Here is a 15374-nt window from a genome sequence, read left to right as displayed (position 1 = left end):
GGCAAGCCTCGCTCCTACAAGTTGTTGGTGTCCGCATGATCAATGCATGACCTGTAGGAGCGAGGCTTGCCCGCGAAGAGGCCCGCACAGGCAAAACACCGATTCAAGTGTGTCCAACCGCCACAATTGCTCAAGCAATTCCCCAGCCTGCTCCTGGGCCATCACCCGCCCGGCCAGACTGAAAAACTTCTCCTCCAGCGCCGCATCACTCAACGGATTCCCCGGCGCGCCCAATGGCGGGTCGACACAAAGATTTGCCTGCCGACCGTCCACCGTCCGCACGCAGATGACGGGCTCGCCATCCTCTGACAGTTGCGGATCCACTTCAAGACGAATACGCGCCATCCAGTGAGCAATCCGAGGGTCGCCCCGTTGTGCCTCGTCATAGGCTTCCAGCCGGCAATGACCATGAACCAGCCGGGCGGCGAGGGCATAGGGCAAACTCATCTGTGCCGCCGCGAGCGTGCTGACATCCTGCCCACCGCACATGTCCTGAAGAAACCCGCACAACGAGACGTCGATGTCTTCAATCTGATCGGCGCCGACCTGCAGTTGATCCATTAACAACCCCAACGCATCGATTGCCGAATGAGTCCCCCGGCACGCGGCGTAGGGCTTGATCGAGCAGCGGGCGAGCTTCCACACGACGCCCAGATCCGCATCGAGCGCGGTCGGGTCTGAGGCCACGCCGGCCAGGGTTCTGAGAAAACCGCCCCAGACATCCTCGAACAACTTTTTCGGTCCGCTGATGCCTTGTTGAGCAAACCGCGCCGCCAGCAATCCACCTTCGGCCGCTCGACCGCTGTGCAGCTTTTTACTCTGCGAGCCGTCGTGAATGAAGGCCCACAGCCCACCGCTGAAACTGCCAGCGATGCCCAGTGCCGACACGGTTTGCGCGGCGTCCAGTCCAAGGATCCGCGCGCTCGCCGCCGCGGCGCCGAACACCCCGCAGGTCGCGGTCGAATGCCAGCCCGCGCCGTTGTGCGCCGAATAGCCGCCGCAGGCTTCGAGCACGCGACGGCTGACGTCGTAGCCAATCACCACGGCGGTAATCAACTCGCGGCCGTTGACCGGTTCGGTCTTCATCGACACCGCAGCCATCACCGCCGGCAGCACCACCGCGCCGGAGTGGTCGCAGCCCCCTGTGTCGTCCAGTTCCAGCGCGTGGGCGGCGATGCCATTGAGGATCGCGGCCTGAGCGGCGCCCATGCGCAGATCAGTGCCCCAGACCAGGGTGTCACCGGCTTCACTTGCGAATACCTGACGCGCCTGTTTCGCCACTTCGCTGTCAGCCCCGGCCAATGTCACGCCGAAGGTGTCGAGGATGTGCCGTTTGGCTTGCGCCACCAGGGCCGGTGGCAAATCTTCAAAGCGCGTGTCGACGCAAAACTGCGCGAGTCGCTGCATGCGTTCAGTCATACGAGGTAATCCCGGTAATGCCGCTCATACACCGATGCCGGATGATCCTCGGTCACGGGGACTGCCGAATCGGCCCACCATTGCGCGACCTCGCCGGCCGTGGCGATCCACACGTCATCGTGCTGCTGCATGCCCTCAAGCAATTCACGCAACACGCCAATTCGCCCCGGCGTGGCAATGATTTCCGGGTGCAGGCGCAGCACGTAACACAGGCCAAACCGGCGAAACCCGGCGAAGTCCATTTGCAGGTTGCCCAGGGTGTGGCTGTAAGAGGCGATTCGCGATTGTGCCGGCGGCACCGCCGGGCTGAGGTTGAAGGCGAAATAGGGCTCGTCTTCCAGTTCGTAGTGCAACGGCAGCTCGATCACTTCGGGGGCGGTGGGGTGAGCGAACGGCAAATCATCGCCGCGCCACGACGAAGACCAGCGAATGCCTTGGTTCCTCAGCGCCTCGATGAAGCCCGGCGCACCGTTACCGGCCGGGATGCGAAACCCGCTCGGACGCTGGCCGGTCAGTGCCGCGAGCGCTTCGCAACCCTTGGCAATCTCGGCGCTTTGTCCGGCCAGATCGAGCAGGTCGTAGTTCTGGTGGCGATAGCCGGCGCAGGCGATCTCATGCCCGCCGGCCTGAATTGCCCGAAGGTGTTGCGGGTTTTCCTCGGCAACGATACCCGGGATGCACCAACTGCTTTTTACCCCGAGTTCGGCGAACAAACCGAGCAACCGCCCGACGCCGCGCTGGGTGCCGTAACGCCAGACCGACAGCGTCTTGTCGCGGCCGGCGACTTCAGGCGCCTGGGTCAGGATGCCGTGGATGTCGTTGTAGTCGACGGTCAGGACCACGGCGCAGCGGTAGCCTTTGGGCCAGACGGTGGAATCAGCCATGGTGATGCTCCTTGAGCCACCACTGGGCGACATCGCGGCAGGTGGCAAACCACACGTCGTCGCGCTGACGCATGTGTTCGAAGAGTTTTTCCAGCAGCAGGATGCGCCCCGGCTTGCCGGTGATCTTGGGGTGGAACAGGGTGGTCAGGCACAGCCCTTCATTCATCGCGCCGTCGTACTCGCGGCACCAGTTGTCGAGGGTCAGTGCGTAGCTGGCGGTGCGGTCCAGCCCCGAGGGGAAGTCCGGCGCACGGGTATAGGCGAGAGAGGCGTAGTCGTCCATTTCCCAGCGGCCGGGGATTTCCACCAGCGGGGTTTCATGGCCCGGCACTTTCACCAGGTACGGGCGGTCATCGCCGCGCATGCTGCTGGAGTAAGTCACGCCGGCTTCCACCAGCATCGCCGGAGTCTCGGCTCGCCAGTCGCCGGAGGGGGTGCGGAAACCTTCGGCGCGGATGTTCAGGTGTTTCCAGAACACCTCGCGGGATTTGTTCATCACGTCCTTTTGCTGTTCCAGGGCCAGGGCGTAAAAGGATTCGTGTTTGTAGCCGTGGTACGCCACCTCATGCCCGCGCTCGACAATCGCCTGGCACTGTTTCGGCCAGTTTTCCACGACCCAGGCCGGGACGAAAAAGGTCGTCGGGATCCGGTATTCGTCGAGCAAATCCAGAATCCGCGGCAAGGCCCGGTAAGGACCATAACCGCCAAAACCGAAGTACTCGGGCTTGCGCCAGATCGAACCGTTGAGCATCGCATCGCCCGTCGGGCCATCGAGGTCGAAGGCCAGGGCGAGGCAGGCTTTGTGCGGGTCGGGCCAGGTGGGTTGGGGGGAGGAGGACATCGTGGCGCTCCATTTTATCTATAAGTAAAACGCAGTTCCTGTAGGAGCGAAGCTTGCTCGCGAAGAGGCCGGTACATTCAACATCTCTGCCAAACACCGCCTTCGCGGGCAAGCCTCGCTCCTACAGGGCAAGCATTACTTGCCGGCGTTGATGGTCACGGTCTTGATCGCGCCCAGTTCCAGGTCCCATTTCTTGAGAATCGCCTGATAGCTGCCGTCATCGACCATGCTCTGCAACGCGACCTTCACCGCTTCACTCAACTCAGGCTTTTTCTTGCTCACGCCAAGGCCGGTGAACTGCTGGGAGATTGGCAGGCCCACGGTCTTGTACATGTCCTTTTCCTGGGTCTTGAGATACGGCAGGGTTTCGCTACCCTGCATGGCCGCATCGATACGGCTCTGACGCAATTGCGCGCGGGCATCGGCCGAGCCTTCGGTGCCGACCACCACGATGGCCGGTTTGCCGGCGCCTTCGCAGTGGGCCTTGCTGTATTCAGCAATTTCCGCCGGGAAGGTGGTACGACGGCTGGTGCCGACTTTCTTGCCGCACAGGTCGGTGATCTCGTTGAAGTCCTTGTTCTTCTGCAAGGTGTAGAACTGCGGGCCACTGGTGAAGTAGTCGACAAAGGTCACGCTGGCCTGGCGTTCAGCGGTGTCGGTCATGCCCGACATCACCATGTCCACGCGGTCGGTGGTCAGGGCATTGATCATTTGCTCGAAGCCGGTTTCCTGCCACTTGATCTTCACGCCCAGACGTTCGGCCAGGGCATTGCCCAAGTCAACGTCGAGACCGGTGAGGGTGTTGGTGGCCGGGTCCTTGAAATCCATCGGCGGGTAGTTCGGCATGATCGCCACAACGACCTCGCCTTTTTCCTTGATGCCGGCCGGAAGCTCAGCGGCGAAGGTGAAGCCGCAAGCCATAACACCTGCGAGTACTGTCGGGATAACTATTTTCTTCATGGTCGTTCTCTTATGAGTGTTGTGAGCGCCAAACGGCGCTTAGGTTCGAACGGCAGAAATGAAGCTTTGGGTGCGCGGGTTTTGCGGACTTATTAGTATTTCTTCGGGGCTTCCAGCCTCCACGATCTGCCCGCCGTCCATGAACACCATGCGGTTGGCAACCTCACGGGCAAAGCCCAGTTCATGGGTGACGACGATCATGGTCATGCCGGTTTGCGCGAGGTCACGCATCACCGACAGCACCTCACCGACCAGTTCCGGGTCGAGTGCCGAAGTGGGTTCATCGAACAGCATCAGCTTGGGACGCATGGCCAGGGCACGGGCAATGGCGACGCGTTGCTGCTGACCACCCGAGAGTTCGATCGGGTAGCTGTTACGCTTGTCGGCCAGGCCGACGCGAGCGAGCAATTCCACGGCTTCTTCGTGCGCCTCTTTGGGCGAACGCTTTAGCACCTGGCACGGCCCTTCGATGATGTTTTGCAGCACAGTCATGTGCGGGAACAGGTTGAAACGCTGGAACACCATGCCGGTGGACAGGCGTTGACGGGCGATCTGCGACTCGTTGAGCTCGTGCAGTTTGTTGCCGACGACCCGGTAACCCACCAGTTCGCCGTCGACCCACAGGCCGCCCTTGTCGATCTTTTCCAGTTGGTTGACGCAACGCAGCAAGGTACTTTTGCCGGAGCCGGACGGGCCAATGATGCACAGCACTTCGCCTTGCTCGACTTCGATATTGACGTCCTTGAGCGCGTGGAACTGGTCGTAATATTTGTTCAGGCTCACGGCCTTGACGATGCTTCTCATGTGGGGCTCCTCAAGAACGCTTGCCGGCGCCGCGAGCGAAACGACGCTCCAGACGGCTTTGACCGAAGGACAGCACGGTGACGGTGGCCAGGTACCAGATACCGGCGACGATCAGCAGCTCCATCACGCGGGCGTTGGCGTAGTAGATGTTCTGGGCGTTGTAGAGCAGCTCCGAGTACTGGATGACGCTCGCCAGGGAGGTCATTTTCACCATGCCGATGAACTCGTTGCCCACCGGCGGAATGATCACCCGCATGGCTTGCGGCAGGATGATCCGGCGCAGGGCTTGCAGGCGCGGCATGCCGATCGACTTGGCGGCTTCGTACTGCCCGGTGTCCACCGACAGCAAGCCGGCACGCACCACTTCAGCGGTGTAGGCGCCCTGGTTGATGCTCAAGCCGAGCAGGGCGGCCACGAACGGGGTCATCAGAGTCACGGTGTCCATCTCGAACACGCCGGGAATGCCGATGGTGGGAAAGATCAGCGCCAGGTTGAACCACAACAGCAGTTGCAGGATCAGCGGCGTACCGCGAAACAGCCAGGTGTAGGTCACCGCCACATAACGCAGGATCGGATTGGCCGACATGCGCATGATCGCCGTGATCACCCCGAAGACGATGCCCAGGGCCATCGCCAGCACCGCCATGACGATGGTGTTGAGCAAACCCCACATGATCGCTTGCGAGGTAAGGAACTGGCCGATGTACGACCATTCGATCTTGCCTTCGGCGAAGGCGCGTACCAGTCCGAGAATCGCAATGACGATGACGGTGGCGAAGAAAATCCGCCCGTAATAACGCCGGGGCACGTGGTGGTATTGGGTAATGTCGAACTGGTTTTCCGCCAGTTTTCGCTCCCGCTGGAGTCGTTCTGCCTGAGTCTGGCTCATGTTGTTTCTCCGTACACTGTTCTTTCAGATCAACCAAAATCCCCTGTAGGAGCGAAGCTTGCTCGCGAAAGCGGTGTGACATTCAACATGGAGGTCGACTGACATGACCTCTTCGCGAGCAAGCTTCGCTCCTACGGATTTTTGCGTGCTGCTTCAGAGGCGGAAACCCTGATAGTTCTCGGTCCATTGCTGCTGCGCCGCGAGGGCGGTTTTCAGACGGCCGATCTGCTCGCGCACCTGTTGCGGCGCCGTGCCACCCCAGCCACTGCGGGCGGCGATGGCAGCTTCGAGGGTCAGACTCTCGCGCACTTCCGCGGTCAGGCGTGGATCAATTTCGGCCAGCAGCGCCGGCGATGCTTCCCACAATTCAATGTCGTGTTTCTCACAGGCCTGGACCAGCGCGCCGGTGATTTCATGCGCTTCCTTGAACGGTACGCCGCGCATGGCCAGCCAGTCGGCGACTTCGGTGGCCAGGGTGAAACCGAGCGGTGCCTGGCGACGCAGTTCTTCGACGTTGACCTTCATGGTTGCGACCATCCCGGCCATGGCCGGCAACACCAGCAGCAGCGTGTCGACGCTGTCGAGCACGCCGTTCTTGTCTTCGCTCAAGTCGCGGTTGTACGACAGCGGCAGGGATTTCAACGTCGACAACAACCCGGTGAGGTTGCCGATCAGGCGGCCAGCCTTGCCCCGGGCCAGTTCGGCAATGTCCGGGTTCTTCTTCTGCGGCATGATCGAACTGCCGGTGGCGTAGGCATCGTCCAGCGCGACCCAGCGAAATTGCCGCGACGACCACAGGCAAAACTCTTCGGCGAGGCGGGAAATGTTGATCCCGAGCATGCTGGCGATAAACAGAAACTCGGCGACGTGATCGCGGCTGGCCACGGCGTCAATGGAGTTTTCGCAGACGCCGCTGTAGCCCATTTCCTTGGCTGACTGCTGCGGCAGGCGCGCGATGGCGGAACCGGCCATGGCTGCCGCGCCGAGTGGCGACAGCGAGGTGCGATTGTCCCAGTCCACCAGGCGTTGCACGTCACGCAGCATCGATTGAGCGTGAGCCAGCAAGTGGTGAGCGAAGACGATCGGTTGCGCTTGCTGCAAGTGAGTGAAGCCTGGACAGATGCTCTCGATGTGTTGCTCGGCCTGATCCACAAGCGCTTGCTGCAAGGCCAGTACTTCGACGGCCAGGGTGCGCACGTGATCCCGCAGGAACAGACGCAGGTCGTTGGCGGTCTGGTCGTTACGGGACCGCCCGGCGCGCAGTTTGCCACCGAGGGCGCCGAGGCGTTCGGTCAGCAGGCGTTCGATAAAGGTGTGGACGTCTTCGTCGTCCAGGGTCGGCGCGATGCTGCCGGCACGGAAGTCATCACCGATGCGCGTCAGAGCGTCGAGCATGGTCAGGGTTTCCTGCTCGCTCAACAGCCCGGCGCGCTGCAATTCACGGGCATGCGCCTTGGAACCGGCGAGGTCATACGGGGTAAGGCGAAAGTAGCGTTCGGGGCAACGGGACAACGCCGCCAGGGCTTCGGACGGGCCGCTTTTGAAGCGGGCACCCCAGAGACGGTCGGTGGATTGAGACATTGTTGTTTTCCTCGTCGTAGCCGGAAGTTAGTCATTAGTTTGGTGTGATGCCGAAGAGCTTCGCGGGCAAGCCTCGCTCCTACAGATCGGTATGCCGGACCTGGAACCCGTGCCGGGATCGTTAAAAAATCAACCGGGCGTGGTCAGGCCAAAGCAGTTTCAATAGGGGCAGTTACATCGTTGCGAGAGCTGATCGAAGTGTCAGCTTTTAATAGTTCGAAATCAGTGAGTTGGCACTGAAGTACGGGGATTATTAGCGGTTGCCAAGCCTGGTTTTCTGTGTTCATTATTATTTACCAGCACTATTTTTGTTGTTGGACACAGAGTGTTGAATAGGGCGCCAGAGGTAAATAAGCATTATGGAAACCCCACTTTCCAATTCCGGAAACCCGCCACCGAAAACGTCGCATCGGGCGCCGCTGGCCCTCAGTGGCCTGGATTTCAAACTGCTAAAAGTGTTCAAGGCCGTGGTCGAGGCCGGAGGCTTCAGTGCCGCCCAGAACGAGCTGAATGTGGGGCTGGCAGCCATCAGCAAACAGATTTCCGACCTTGAAATCCGCATCGGCATGCGCCTGTGCACCCGAGGCCGGGAAGGCTTTCACCTGACCGAAGAAGGCAGTCTGGTGTACCAGGCATCCATCGACTTGTTTGCCTCGGTCGACAACTTTCGTGATCGGCTTAGTTCGGCGCAGAATGAACTTGTCGGTGACCTTGGGGTGGGTGTTATTGACAATACAATCTCCGACGATAATTCACCGTTAGTGGCCGCGCTTAGAAGAATCAATGAAGAGTCACCTAAAGTAAGGTTCCAACTTCAGTCATCGCAACTGGATGAAGTCGAAAGAGGCGTCGTAGAGGGGCGGTTAGTGGCGGGCATCGTTCCTGTTTATCAGAAGCGTGAAGAGTTCGATTACTACGCGCTGTATGAAGAGCGCTCGGAGGTTTACTGCGCGCTCGGTCATCCGCTGTTCTCGATGCCGGACGCCGAAATCGGCAGCCACGTGCTCAAGGATTACGAGTTCATCAACCATCGCTACGCGATTCATCGCGACAAACTCAATTTCGTCCACTACGACAGTTTTTCAGCCTCGGCGACTCAGGTGGAAGCCGTGGCATTGCTGATCAAGACCGGGCGTTTCCTGGGCTTTTTGCCGCAGCATTACGCCGCATCGATGGCGGCTCAGGGGCAATTTCGCGCGGTGCGCCCGGACCTGATCAGCATCGTCACGCCGTTCAATCTGATCCTGCGCCACAACACCGTGCGCAGCCCGCTGGTCAAGGCGTTTGCGCAGGCATTGGGTGTGGATCTGAAGGCACCGGTTTGAAAGTCAGACACATCTGATACGCAACACAGGGATTATTTCAGGCTGCGCATCGTCATCTGTTTTGATCAATCTGATTTGTTTTTTACAGTACCTTCTCAAGTTTTTTTGGGAAGGCGATCAAAAGATAAAATGATAAACCGATATAACAAGTCCCGCCCCTTATTCTGCGAATAATAGAATCAATATCTGCAAAGTCAGTAATCACGGAAAAAACAATCATGGTGTGGAAGCCAGCGCAAGAAATGATCAACAAGTAAATTCTTGCGAAAAATATTCTTCTTTTAAACTTGGCGGTGGCCAGCCACCGAACGCTCGATGGCGGGGAGGGCGGCGTCGGTGGAGTGGGCGGCGGGCAATGACATTGATCCGTGCACTTTAGCAGCAGCCTCACGGGCTCGGCATCTGCGAAGGCAGGTTGAGGTGCAGCAAGACGTAATCATCTTTGTCGAATCGGCCGCTTAACACCGGCGGCACGGCTGCGAACGGCGTGCCTTGCAAGGCCCGATAGTCACGCGCGTCCATCATCAACCACGCCGGCAGTTGAAGCTGTTCCAGCTCCTGAATCGACTCGGTGAACACCGGTTGCAAGTCCTCATCGATATTGACCATGAACTTGATCGCCTTCGCGTCTTTACCCATGCCATGCAATACCAGCGGCGCCGGATCGTTTTGCACGAGCGCAAAGGCCGCGCGGCTGAACGTCTGGGTGTCGTATAGCCGGCGTTCGACCGGTTCGAACACCAGAATGTAGACCGACCACAACGCCAGAACCGCGCAAAACGCCAAGGTCTGTGCCCGCCATCGGGGCCTGAAAAGCGTGGCCAGCGCGAGCACTTGCAGCGCGGCGAGGATGATCAGCATCGAAGTGATCGAGGTCAGTTGTTCGGGAAACCGTCGATGGGCGTACAGCAACACGCCGATCAATACGCAGGGCGTCAACAACCACACTCCTTGCATCAAACCGCGCAACCAAACGAAAACCCGTCCCCGCGCCACCTGGAACGGGTACGCGGCAATGATCGCGGCCATGGGCAACATCGGCAGCAGGTAGCGGGCCTTTTTTGCTTGGGGAATCGACAGTCCGACCATCACGATCAACGCCGCCGCCGTGCAGTACTGCAACAGGCGCAGCGCCGGACCTGCCTGGCGCTGATGGGGCAGCCAGACTGCCGCCAACACCAGCAGCGCCAACGGATACGCCAGCGCATAGTTGCCCAGCGATCCGGTGAAGTAATACAGCGAACCGCTCACGCCTTCACTGCCGTCCATTCGCCCCAGAAACTGCATGCGCACGACATCCTGCATGAACAGGGGACCGCCACGGCTTTCGGCCAGCCATAACAACGTGCCGACGCTTGCGGCCAGCAGCACCGCCGCCGTCAGGCCGAAGCCGAACAGCCGCTGCCATTGGCGATTGAGCAGCCAATAACTGCATAGCATGCCAGTCGGGACCACCAGCCCGATCGGGCCACGAACCGCAAAGCCCAGAAGCAACAGGGCAAAAATCAGCAGCCAGCGCCGGGGTGCCGAAAAGTGGTCCGCGGCATAACCCAGATAGAACACTGCAAAGGCGAGCGCCGCGAGCATCAGGTCCTGGGACACCGCTCGGACTTCGGTGACGAAGGTGTTGGTCATCAACATCAACGCGATGCTCAGCAGCGCCCAACGTGGGGAGTAGGGCGCCAGCAAGCGGTACATCAGCGTAACGATTACCGCCCCGGCAATCGCGCTTGGTAACCAGGCACTGAGGCTGTTGACCTGTCCGAAGGGCAATGACAGGACCCAGATGAACAGGGTCGAAAGCGCCGAGTAATCGGCGTAGGGCTGGCCATAGGTGGTCGGAAAAACCGTCGGCCCATGGCGCAGCATTTCCTGGGCAAACAGCACAAAACGCGAATCGAAACCGATGGCGGCCTGCTGATAAACCCCGGCGCTGAACAGCACCAGCGCCAGCAGCCCCAGCCACAAGGACTGCCGGCGTATGGGCGCCGATACGGCGATCAAGCGACGACCTGATTCGCGGGCCACTGCTGGAACGGAATCGGCAATTTGCGTGATTCCCCACGGCCTATCGGGAAGTACAGGAAACCGCTGCGTGCCAGGCGTTCGGCGTCGTACAAATTGCGTCCGTCGAAGATCACCGGCGCCTTCAACCGTTGCTGGATCAGGTTGAAATCCGGGGCCTTGAACTGCTGCCACTCGGTGCAAATGATCAGCGCGTCGGCACCGGCCAATACCGATTCCGGTGTGCCCATCAGCATCAACTTCGACTCCTCGGGATACAGGTGCTGGGTTTCCTGCATGGCTTCCGGGTCGAATGCGCGCACGCTGGCACCGGCGGCCCACAGCGATTCCAGCAGCACCCGGCTCGGCGCATCACGCATGTCATCGGTGTTGGGTTTGAAGGCCAGGCCCCACACGGCGAAGGTCTTGCCGCGCAAGTCACCCTTGTAGAACGCGTTGATGCGCTCGAACAGCTTGTGCTTCTGCCGCTGATTGATCGCTTCCACTGCCTGCAACAGGTCGCTGGAGCAGTGCGCCTCTTCGGCGCTGTGAATCAGCGCGCGCATGTCTTTGGGGAAACACGAACCGCCATACCCGCAGCCGGGGTAGATGAAGTGGTAACCGATGCGCGAGTCGGCGCCGATGCCCAGGCGCACCGATTCGATGTCCGCACCCAGATGCTCGGCCAGTTCGGCGATCTGGTTGATGAAGCTGATCTTGGTGGCCAGCATGCAGTTGGCGGCGTACTTGGTCAGCTCGGCGCTGCGCAGGTCCATGAACATGATGCGGTCGTGGTTGCGATTGAACGGCGCGTAAAGGTCGCGCATCACGTCGCGCACGTCATCGCTGTCGCAGCCGATGACGATCCGGTCCGGGCGCCGGCAGTCCGCCACGGCCGAACCTTCCTTCAGAAATTCGGGGTTGGAGACGATATCGAACTGCAGCAAGCGGCCGACCTTGATCAGGCACTTGTCGATATGCGCACGCAAGGTGTCGCCCGTGCCCACCGGTACCGTGGATTTCTCCACCAGAATCACCGGCTGCTCACGATGCCGTGCAACCGCTTCGCCCACCGACAACACGTAGCGCAGGTCCGCCGAGCCATCGTCCCGGGATGGTGTACCGACCGCAATAAACAGCACCTGACCATGCTGCACCGCGAGTTTTTCATCGGTGGTGAATTGCAGGCGTTTGGCTTCCAGGCTTTCGCGCACCAGGCTGGCCAGCCCCGGTTCGAAAATGCTCACGTGGCCTTGTTGCAGCAATTCGACTTTCTTCTCGTCAATGTCCATGCAGACCACGTCGTGGCCGACTTCCGCCAGGACGGCGGCTTGCACCAGGCCAACGTAACCGCTACCAAATACACTGATTTTCATGAGGCACTCCTGCGTTCGGGCGCGCGAGCCGGACGTGAGTTGATGGTGATGACTCCGAGCATGACCAGGGCCACGCCGAGGGTTTTTGTAACGCTGAACGCTTCGTTGAACACCGGCAGGCTGGCGGCCAGCAGATACACCAGCGCGTAGCTGATGCTCAGCAGCGAATAGGCCCGGCCCAGCGGCACATCCCGCAGGGCGGCGAGCCAGGACAGCATTGAAACTCCGTAGGCCAGAATCGCCCCCAGCACCACGGCGACCGCCGCTGGATCGATGCTGGAAGTCAGTAGATGTTCGGGGGACGGCAGGCGCGTCATGCTCCAGCGCATGCCCAACTGCGCCGCGCTGCCGAGCAGCACGCTGCCCATGGCGAAGGTGATTCCGCGACGCAGGCTCATGCGTGTTGCCCCAGCAGAATCACACCGCCGATCACCAGCGCCACGCCCAGCCAGTGCCGGCGGTCGATGGGCTCGTGGAAGACAAACCGGGCGATCAGGGTAATCAGCACGAAATTCAGACTCAGCATCGGGTAGGCAATGCCGACTTCAAGGCGTTGCAACACCAGCAGCCAGACCAGCAAACCCAACCCCAGCGCAGCGAGTGCCAGCCACAACCAAGGGGAGCGCAGTTTCTCGCCCCAGGCTGACGGCTTCGCCCGCCAACTGTCGACGGCGTACTTCTGGGCGATCTGGCCCAGGCAGGTCAGCAGGCACGCGGCCAACAGCAGGAGCAGGCTCATGACGCACCCTGAGGAAAGATCAGAATCACCAGATTGCCTTGTTCATAGCGTTTGCCATCCTTGGGCAGCCGTTCAATTTCTTGCAGCTCGTCCTCACCCTTGACCCGCATCACCACGCCGACCGAGCCGCTCTGACGGGCGTTGCGCATCCACTGCTGAACCTGATCGGGATCGACGCGCTGCTGCACCGAGTCAGGATAAGCAAGGCCATATTTCAGTTCGCCTATCGTGTTGTACAACGCCACGTCCGGGCGCTTCAGACGCCAGGCCAGGGCAGCCGCGGCGCCGAGATCGTTGCTCAACAGTTTCCCGGTCTGCGCCAGTTCATCGGCGTGATGGCGGATGAACTGGTCGGGCATCTTGTTGGCCACCACCGAGTCGGGCAGCCCGGCGGGCAGCAGACCGATCAGCAGCAGGCTGCCGAAGGCCGGTGCGGCCCAGCATTGCAGAGGTCTGAAAGCTTGCAGCAGGTTGGCCATGATCCAGCCGATCAGGCCGATGAACACCAGCACCAGGTTGTGCAGTTCATGGTTATACAGCGGCTTTTTCAGTTGCAGGTAAACCAGTGCGAGCAGGGCGGTCAGCCCCAGCAGCAAGTTCAGCAAACCGTTGAGGCCCAGGACCCGGCCTTGCTCCAGCTTGAGTCGGTCGGCCAGGGTATGCCCCAACAGCAAGGCCAATGGCAGCAGGCAGGGCAAGATGTAGCTCGGCAATTTGCCGTTGCTCAGGCTGAAAAACAGCAGCGGCATTACCAGCCACAGCAGCAGAAAACCAATGCGGACCTGGCCACGGGTTGTCCATGCTTGCCGCAACGCCGACGGCAGCAATGCCACCCACGGCAGACTGAACGCCACCAGCAACGGCAAATAGAACCACCACGGCGCGTCATGCTGGGCGTCGTCACCGGCAAAGCGACGGATGTGTTCGTGCCAGAAGAAAAATCGCCAGTAATCGGGTTGCTGCGAGTGAATCGCCAGCGCCCACGGCAGACTGACCGCAATAGCCACGATGATCGCCACGGGGCCGTAGACCAGCAGCTCACGCCAGCGTTTTTGCCAGATCATGAAGGGCAGGGCGATCAGCACCGGCAGTAACCAGGCGAGAAAGCCCTTGGTCATGAATCCCATGCCGCAGGCCAGCCCCAGCACCGCCCAACCGGTCAGGCGCGGACCCCGGCGGTCGCTGTCGAGCGCGAACCATAACGCGACCAGGCTCAGATTGACCCAGAAGGTGAATTGCGGGTCGAGATTGGCGTAGCCGGCCTGGCCCGCGACCACGGTGAAACTCATGTACAGCAACGCACAGGCAAAGCTTTTGCGCGGTTCGTTCCACAAACGACGGGCGATCAGAAAACACAACAACACACTCAGGCCCATGCTCAGCGCCGAGGCAAAGCGCACTCCAAACAGGTTCTGGCCAAACAAGGCCTGGCTGGCCGCAATCACCCAGTACCCGGCTGCCGGTTTTTCGAAATAACGCAGGCCCATGAAATGCGGCGATACCCAGTCGCCGCTCAGGAGCATGCCTTGGCTGATCTGCGCATAGCGGGTTTCATCGGGAATCCATAAGCCGTGGCTGCCCAACGGCAACAGATACGCCAACAGAAAAACCCCCAACAGCAGCGGCAGTCCCCAGCGTCTGCTCATGCGCCTTGCACTCCCAGCCAGCCTTCCCGGCCTTCGAGATGGCCGCGCACGACCCGGCCCGTTGGCAAGGCGCCCGGGGCTGCGGGAAGCAGGTCGCCCAAGGGTTTAAAGCCGATACCACGCTGGCGCGCATCGGCCAGCAGTTGACGGAAATCGTTGGCCATCAGAATCCCTTCTACTTCGGCGTGGATCGTGTAGACGTTGAGTTTTTCAGCGGAGAATTGGTCGAGGATGAACCCGTTGAAGTCTTTGGCTGCGACGGCAGGGCCCACCACTTCATCGAAGGTCGGCAGGTCCACCGGAATCTGCGGCGCCCCCAAGCCACCGCCGGCCAATCTTGGTTGGAACAGGCTCTGGCCGCGGCAATCGCTGTTGTAGCGAAAGCCGAAGGCCTGCTTGGCCTCGATCACGCGTTCGTCCGCACGCCAACCGGCCGACGCCGAGCACTCGACGGCTTGCCCGAGGATGTCGCTGAGGGTGTCGACGCCCAAGCGGATCTGTTCGATCAGCTGCGCCTCGCTCCAACGCCCGGCATTGGCCTGCCAGCCATGGTGATCCCAGGCGTGCAGACCGACTTCATGGCCCGCATCCCGGGCCTGACGCATCAAGTGCCCGAGGTCGCGGCCGATCGGTTTGCCCGGCCAGGCCGTGCCGGCCAGCAGAATGTCCCAGCCGTACAGGCCGGCCGCGTTGGAACGGTGCATTTTCCAGAGGAATTGCGGGCGGATCAGGCGCCACAGATGGCGCCCCATATTGTCCGGCCCGACACTGAAGAAAAAGGGGTTGTACGCCGGAATCCCAGAAATTTCCGTCAGCCCAGCTCCAGTCCCGCCACGAGCGCATCCAGGTCGATGAACTTGCCGTCAGTCTGGAAGGTGTAATGCCCGTTCAGCAGGATGTGCCGCC

At 60.7% G+C, this 15374-nt stretch carries 12 protein-coding genes and 2 pseudogenes; 1 reads left to right on the top strand and 13 read right to left on the bottom strand.

Translation table 11 applies throughout. From position 1 onward, the window contains the following. Positions 1–39 precede the first annotated feature (39 nt). The 7 genes from QMX98_RS23950 to argH all read right to left on the bottom strand — a co-directional run bounded on the left by QMX98_RS23950 (position 40) and on the right by argH (position 7378). On the bottom strand, positions 40–1419 hold the full coding sequence (locus tag QMX98_RS23950; protein ID WP_282411470.1) for an MmgE/PrpD family protein: 1380 nt from the start codon (positions 1417–1419) through the stop codon (positions 40–42). Further along, the gene (locus QMX98_RS23945; protein ID WP_282411469.1) at positions 1416–2303 is read right to left on the bottom strand and encodes a polysaccharide deacetylase; all 888 of its coding nucleotides are present in this window, start codon (positions 2301–2303) and stop codon (positions 1416–1418) included. Before QMX98_RS23945 ends, QMX98_RS23950 begins: the two co-directional genes overlap by 4 nt. Beyond that, positions 2296–3144 carry a polysaccharide deacetylase gene (locus QMX98_RS23940; protein WP_010460047.1) on the bottom strand — a complete coding sequence of 283 codons (849 nt, stop codon included), beginning with the start codon at positions 3142–3144 and terminating at the stop codon, positions 2296–2298. Before QMX98_RS23940 ends, QMX98_RS23945 begins: the two co-directional genes overlap by 8 nt. Before the next feature lie 135 nt (positions 3145–3279). Then, positions 3280–4104 carry an ABC transporter substrate-binding protein gene (locus QMX98_RS23935; RefSeq protein WP_042932091.1) on the bottom strand — a complete coding sequence of 275 codons (825 nt, stop codon included), beginning with the start codon at positions 4102–4104 and terminating at the stop codon, positions 3280–3282. A 39-nt stretch (positions 4105–4143) separates the two neighbouring features. Next, positions 4144–4908 carry an amino acid ABC transporter ATP-binding protein gene (locus tag QMX98_RS23930; RefSeq protein WP_010460050.1) on the bottom strand — a complete coding sequence of 255 codons (765 nt, stop codon included), beginning with the start codon at positions 4906–4908 and terminating at the stop codon, positions 4144–4146. Positions 4909–4918: 10 nt separating this feature from the next. Continuing rightward, a complete protein-coding gene (locus tag QMX98_RS23925; protein WP_010460052.1) occupies positions 4919–5797 on the bottom strand; it encodes an amino acid ABC transporter permease in 879 nt (292 codons plus the stop codon). Between the two features lie 153 nt (positions 5798–5950). Further along, positions 5951–7378 (bottom strand): argininosuccinate lyase, encoded by a 1428-nt coding sequence (argH, locus tag QMX98_RS23920; RefSeq protein WP_010460054.1) that lies wholly within the window; start codon positions 7376–7378, stop codon positions 5951–5953. Positions 7379–7737: 359 nt separating this feature from the next. Between argH and QMX98_RS23915 the strand changes: the two genes are divergently transcribed. Beyond that, positions 7738–8703: a LysR family transcriptional regulator gene (locus QMX98_RS23915; RefSeq protein ID WP_083376808.1), complete on the top strand. Its 966-nt coding sequence runs from the start codon at positions 7738–7740 to the stop codon at positions 8701–8703. Between the two features lie 387 nt (positions 8704–9090). Here the strand turns inward: QMX98_RS23915 and QMX98_RS23910 are convergent, their stop codons facing one another. The 6 genes and pseudogenes from QMX98_RS23910 to arnD form a co-directional block, all read right to left on the bottom strand. Then, positions 9091–10707 carry a glycosyltransferase family 39 protein gene (locus QMX98_RS23910; protein ID WP_282411471.1) on the bottom strand — a complete coding sequence of 539 codons (1617 nt, stop codon included), beginning with the start codon at positions 10705–10707 and terminating at the stop codon, positions 9091–9093. Continuing rightward, positions 10693–12083, bottom strand: a pseudogene (locus QMX98_RS23905) (UDP-glucose/GDP-mannose dehydrogenase family protein); the annotation flags it as partial. The gene QMX98_RS23910 and the pseudogene QMX98_RS23905, both read right to left, overlap by 15 nt. Next, the gene (gene arnF, locus QMX98_RS23900; RefSeq protein ID WP_282411468.1) at positions 12080–12481 is read right to left on the bottom strand and encodes a 4-amino-4-deoxy-L-arabinose-phosphoundecaprenol flippase subunit ArnF; all 402 of its coding nucleotides are present in this window, start codon (positions 12479–12481) and stop codon (positions 12080–12082) included. The gene arnF and the pseudogene QMX98_RS23905, both read right to left, overlap by 4 nt. After that, positions 12478–12822, bottom strand: coding sequence for a 4-amino-4-deoxy-L-arabinose-phosphoundecaprenol flippase subunit ArnE (gene arnE, locus QMX98_RS23895; protein ID WP_010460060.1), 345 nt, complete (start codon positions 12820–12822; stop codon positions 12478–12480). The genes arnF and arnE overlap by 4 nt, the downstream gene beginning before the upstream one ends. Continuing rightward, on the bottom strand, positions 12819–14468 hold the full coding sequence (gene arnT / locus QMX98_RS23890) for a lipid IV(A) 4-amino-4-deoxy-L-arabinosyltransferase (protein WP_145307227.1): 1650 nt from the start codon (positions 14466–14468) through the stop codon (positions 12819–12821). Before arnT ends, arnE begins: the two co-directional genes overlap by 4 nt. Then, positions 14465–15247: pseudogene (gene arnD / locus QMX98_RS23885) on the bottom strand (4-deoxy-4-formamido-L-arabinose-phosphoundecaprenol deformylase); the annotation flags it as partial. The pseudogene arnD and the gene arnT, both read right to left, overlap by 4 nt. Positions 15248–15374 lie beyond the last annotated feature (127 nt).

This window comes from Pseudomonas sp. PS02303 (assembly GCF_029959925.1).
Classification (GTDB): Bacteria; Pseudomonadota; Gammaproteobacteria; order Pseudomonadales; family Pseudomonadaceae; genus Aquipseudomonas; species Aquipseudomonas mandelii.
This window is presented reverse-complemented; position numbering and strand designations above follow the sequence as displayed.

What these genes read in the sequence shown, in the direction of transcription:
- QMX98_RS23950 (WP_282411470.1), bottom strand. Translation starts at nt 1,419, where the DNA reads ATGACTGAACGCATGCAGCGACTCGCGCAGTTTTGCGTCGACACGCGC.
- QMX98_RS23945 (WP_282411469.1), bottom strand. Translation starts at nt 2,303, where the DNA reads ATGGCTGATTCCACCGTCTGGCCCAAAGGCTACCGCTGCGCCGTGGTC.
- QMX98_RS23940 (WP_010460047.1), bottom strand. Translation starts at nt 3,144, where the DNA reads ATGTCCTCCTCCCCCCAACCCACCTGGCCCGACCCGCACAAAGCCTGC.
- QMX98_RS23935 (WP_042932091.1), bottom strand. Translation starts at nt 4,104, where the DNA reads ATGAAGAAAATAGTTATCCCGACAGTACTCGCAGGTGTTATGGCTTGC.
- QMX98_RS23930 (WP_010460050.1), bottom strand. Translation starts at nt 4,908, where the DNA reads ATGAGAAGCATCGTCAAGGCCGTGAGCCTGAACAAATATTACGACCAG.
- QMX98_RS23925 (WP_010460052.1), bottom strand. Translation starts at nt 5,797, where the DNA reads ATGAGCCAGACTCAGGCAGAACGACTCCAGCGGGAGCGAAAACTGGCG.
- argH (WP_010460054.1), bottom strand. Translation starts at nt 7,378, where the DNA reads ATGTCTCAATCCACCGACCGTCTCTGGGGTGCCCGCTTCAAAAGCGGC.
- QMX98_RS23915 (WP_083376808.1), top strand. Translation starts at nt 7,738, where the DNA reads ATGGAAACCCCACTTTCCAATTCCGGAAACCCGCCACCGAAAACGTCG.
- arnF (WP_282411468.1), bottom strand. Translation starts at nt 12,481, where the DNA reads ATGAGCCTGCGTCGCGGAATCACCTTCGCCATGGGCAGCGTGCTGCTC.
- arnE (WP_010460060.1), bottom strand. Translation starts at nt 12,822, where the DNA reads ATGAGCCTGCTCCTGCTGTTGGCCGCGTGCCTGCTGACCTGCCTGGGC.
- arnT (WP_145307227.1), bottom strand. Translation starts at nt 14,468, where the DNA reads ATGAGCAGACGCTGGGGACTGCCGCTGCTGTTGGGGGTTTTTCTGTTG.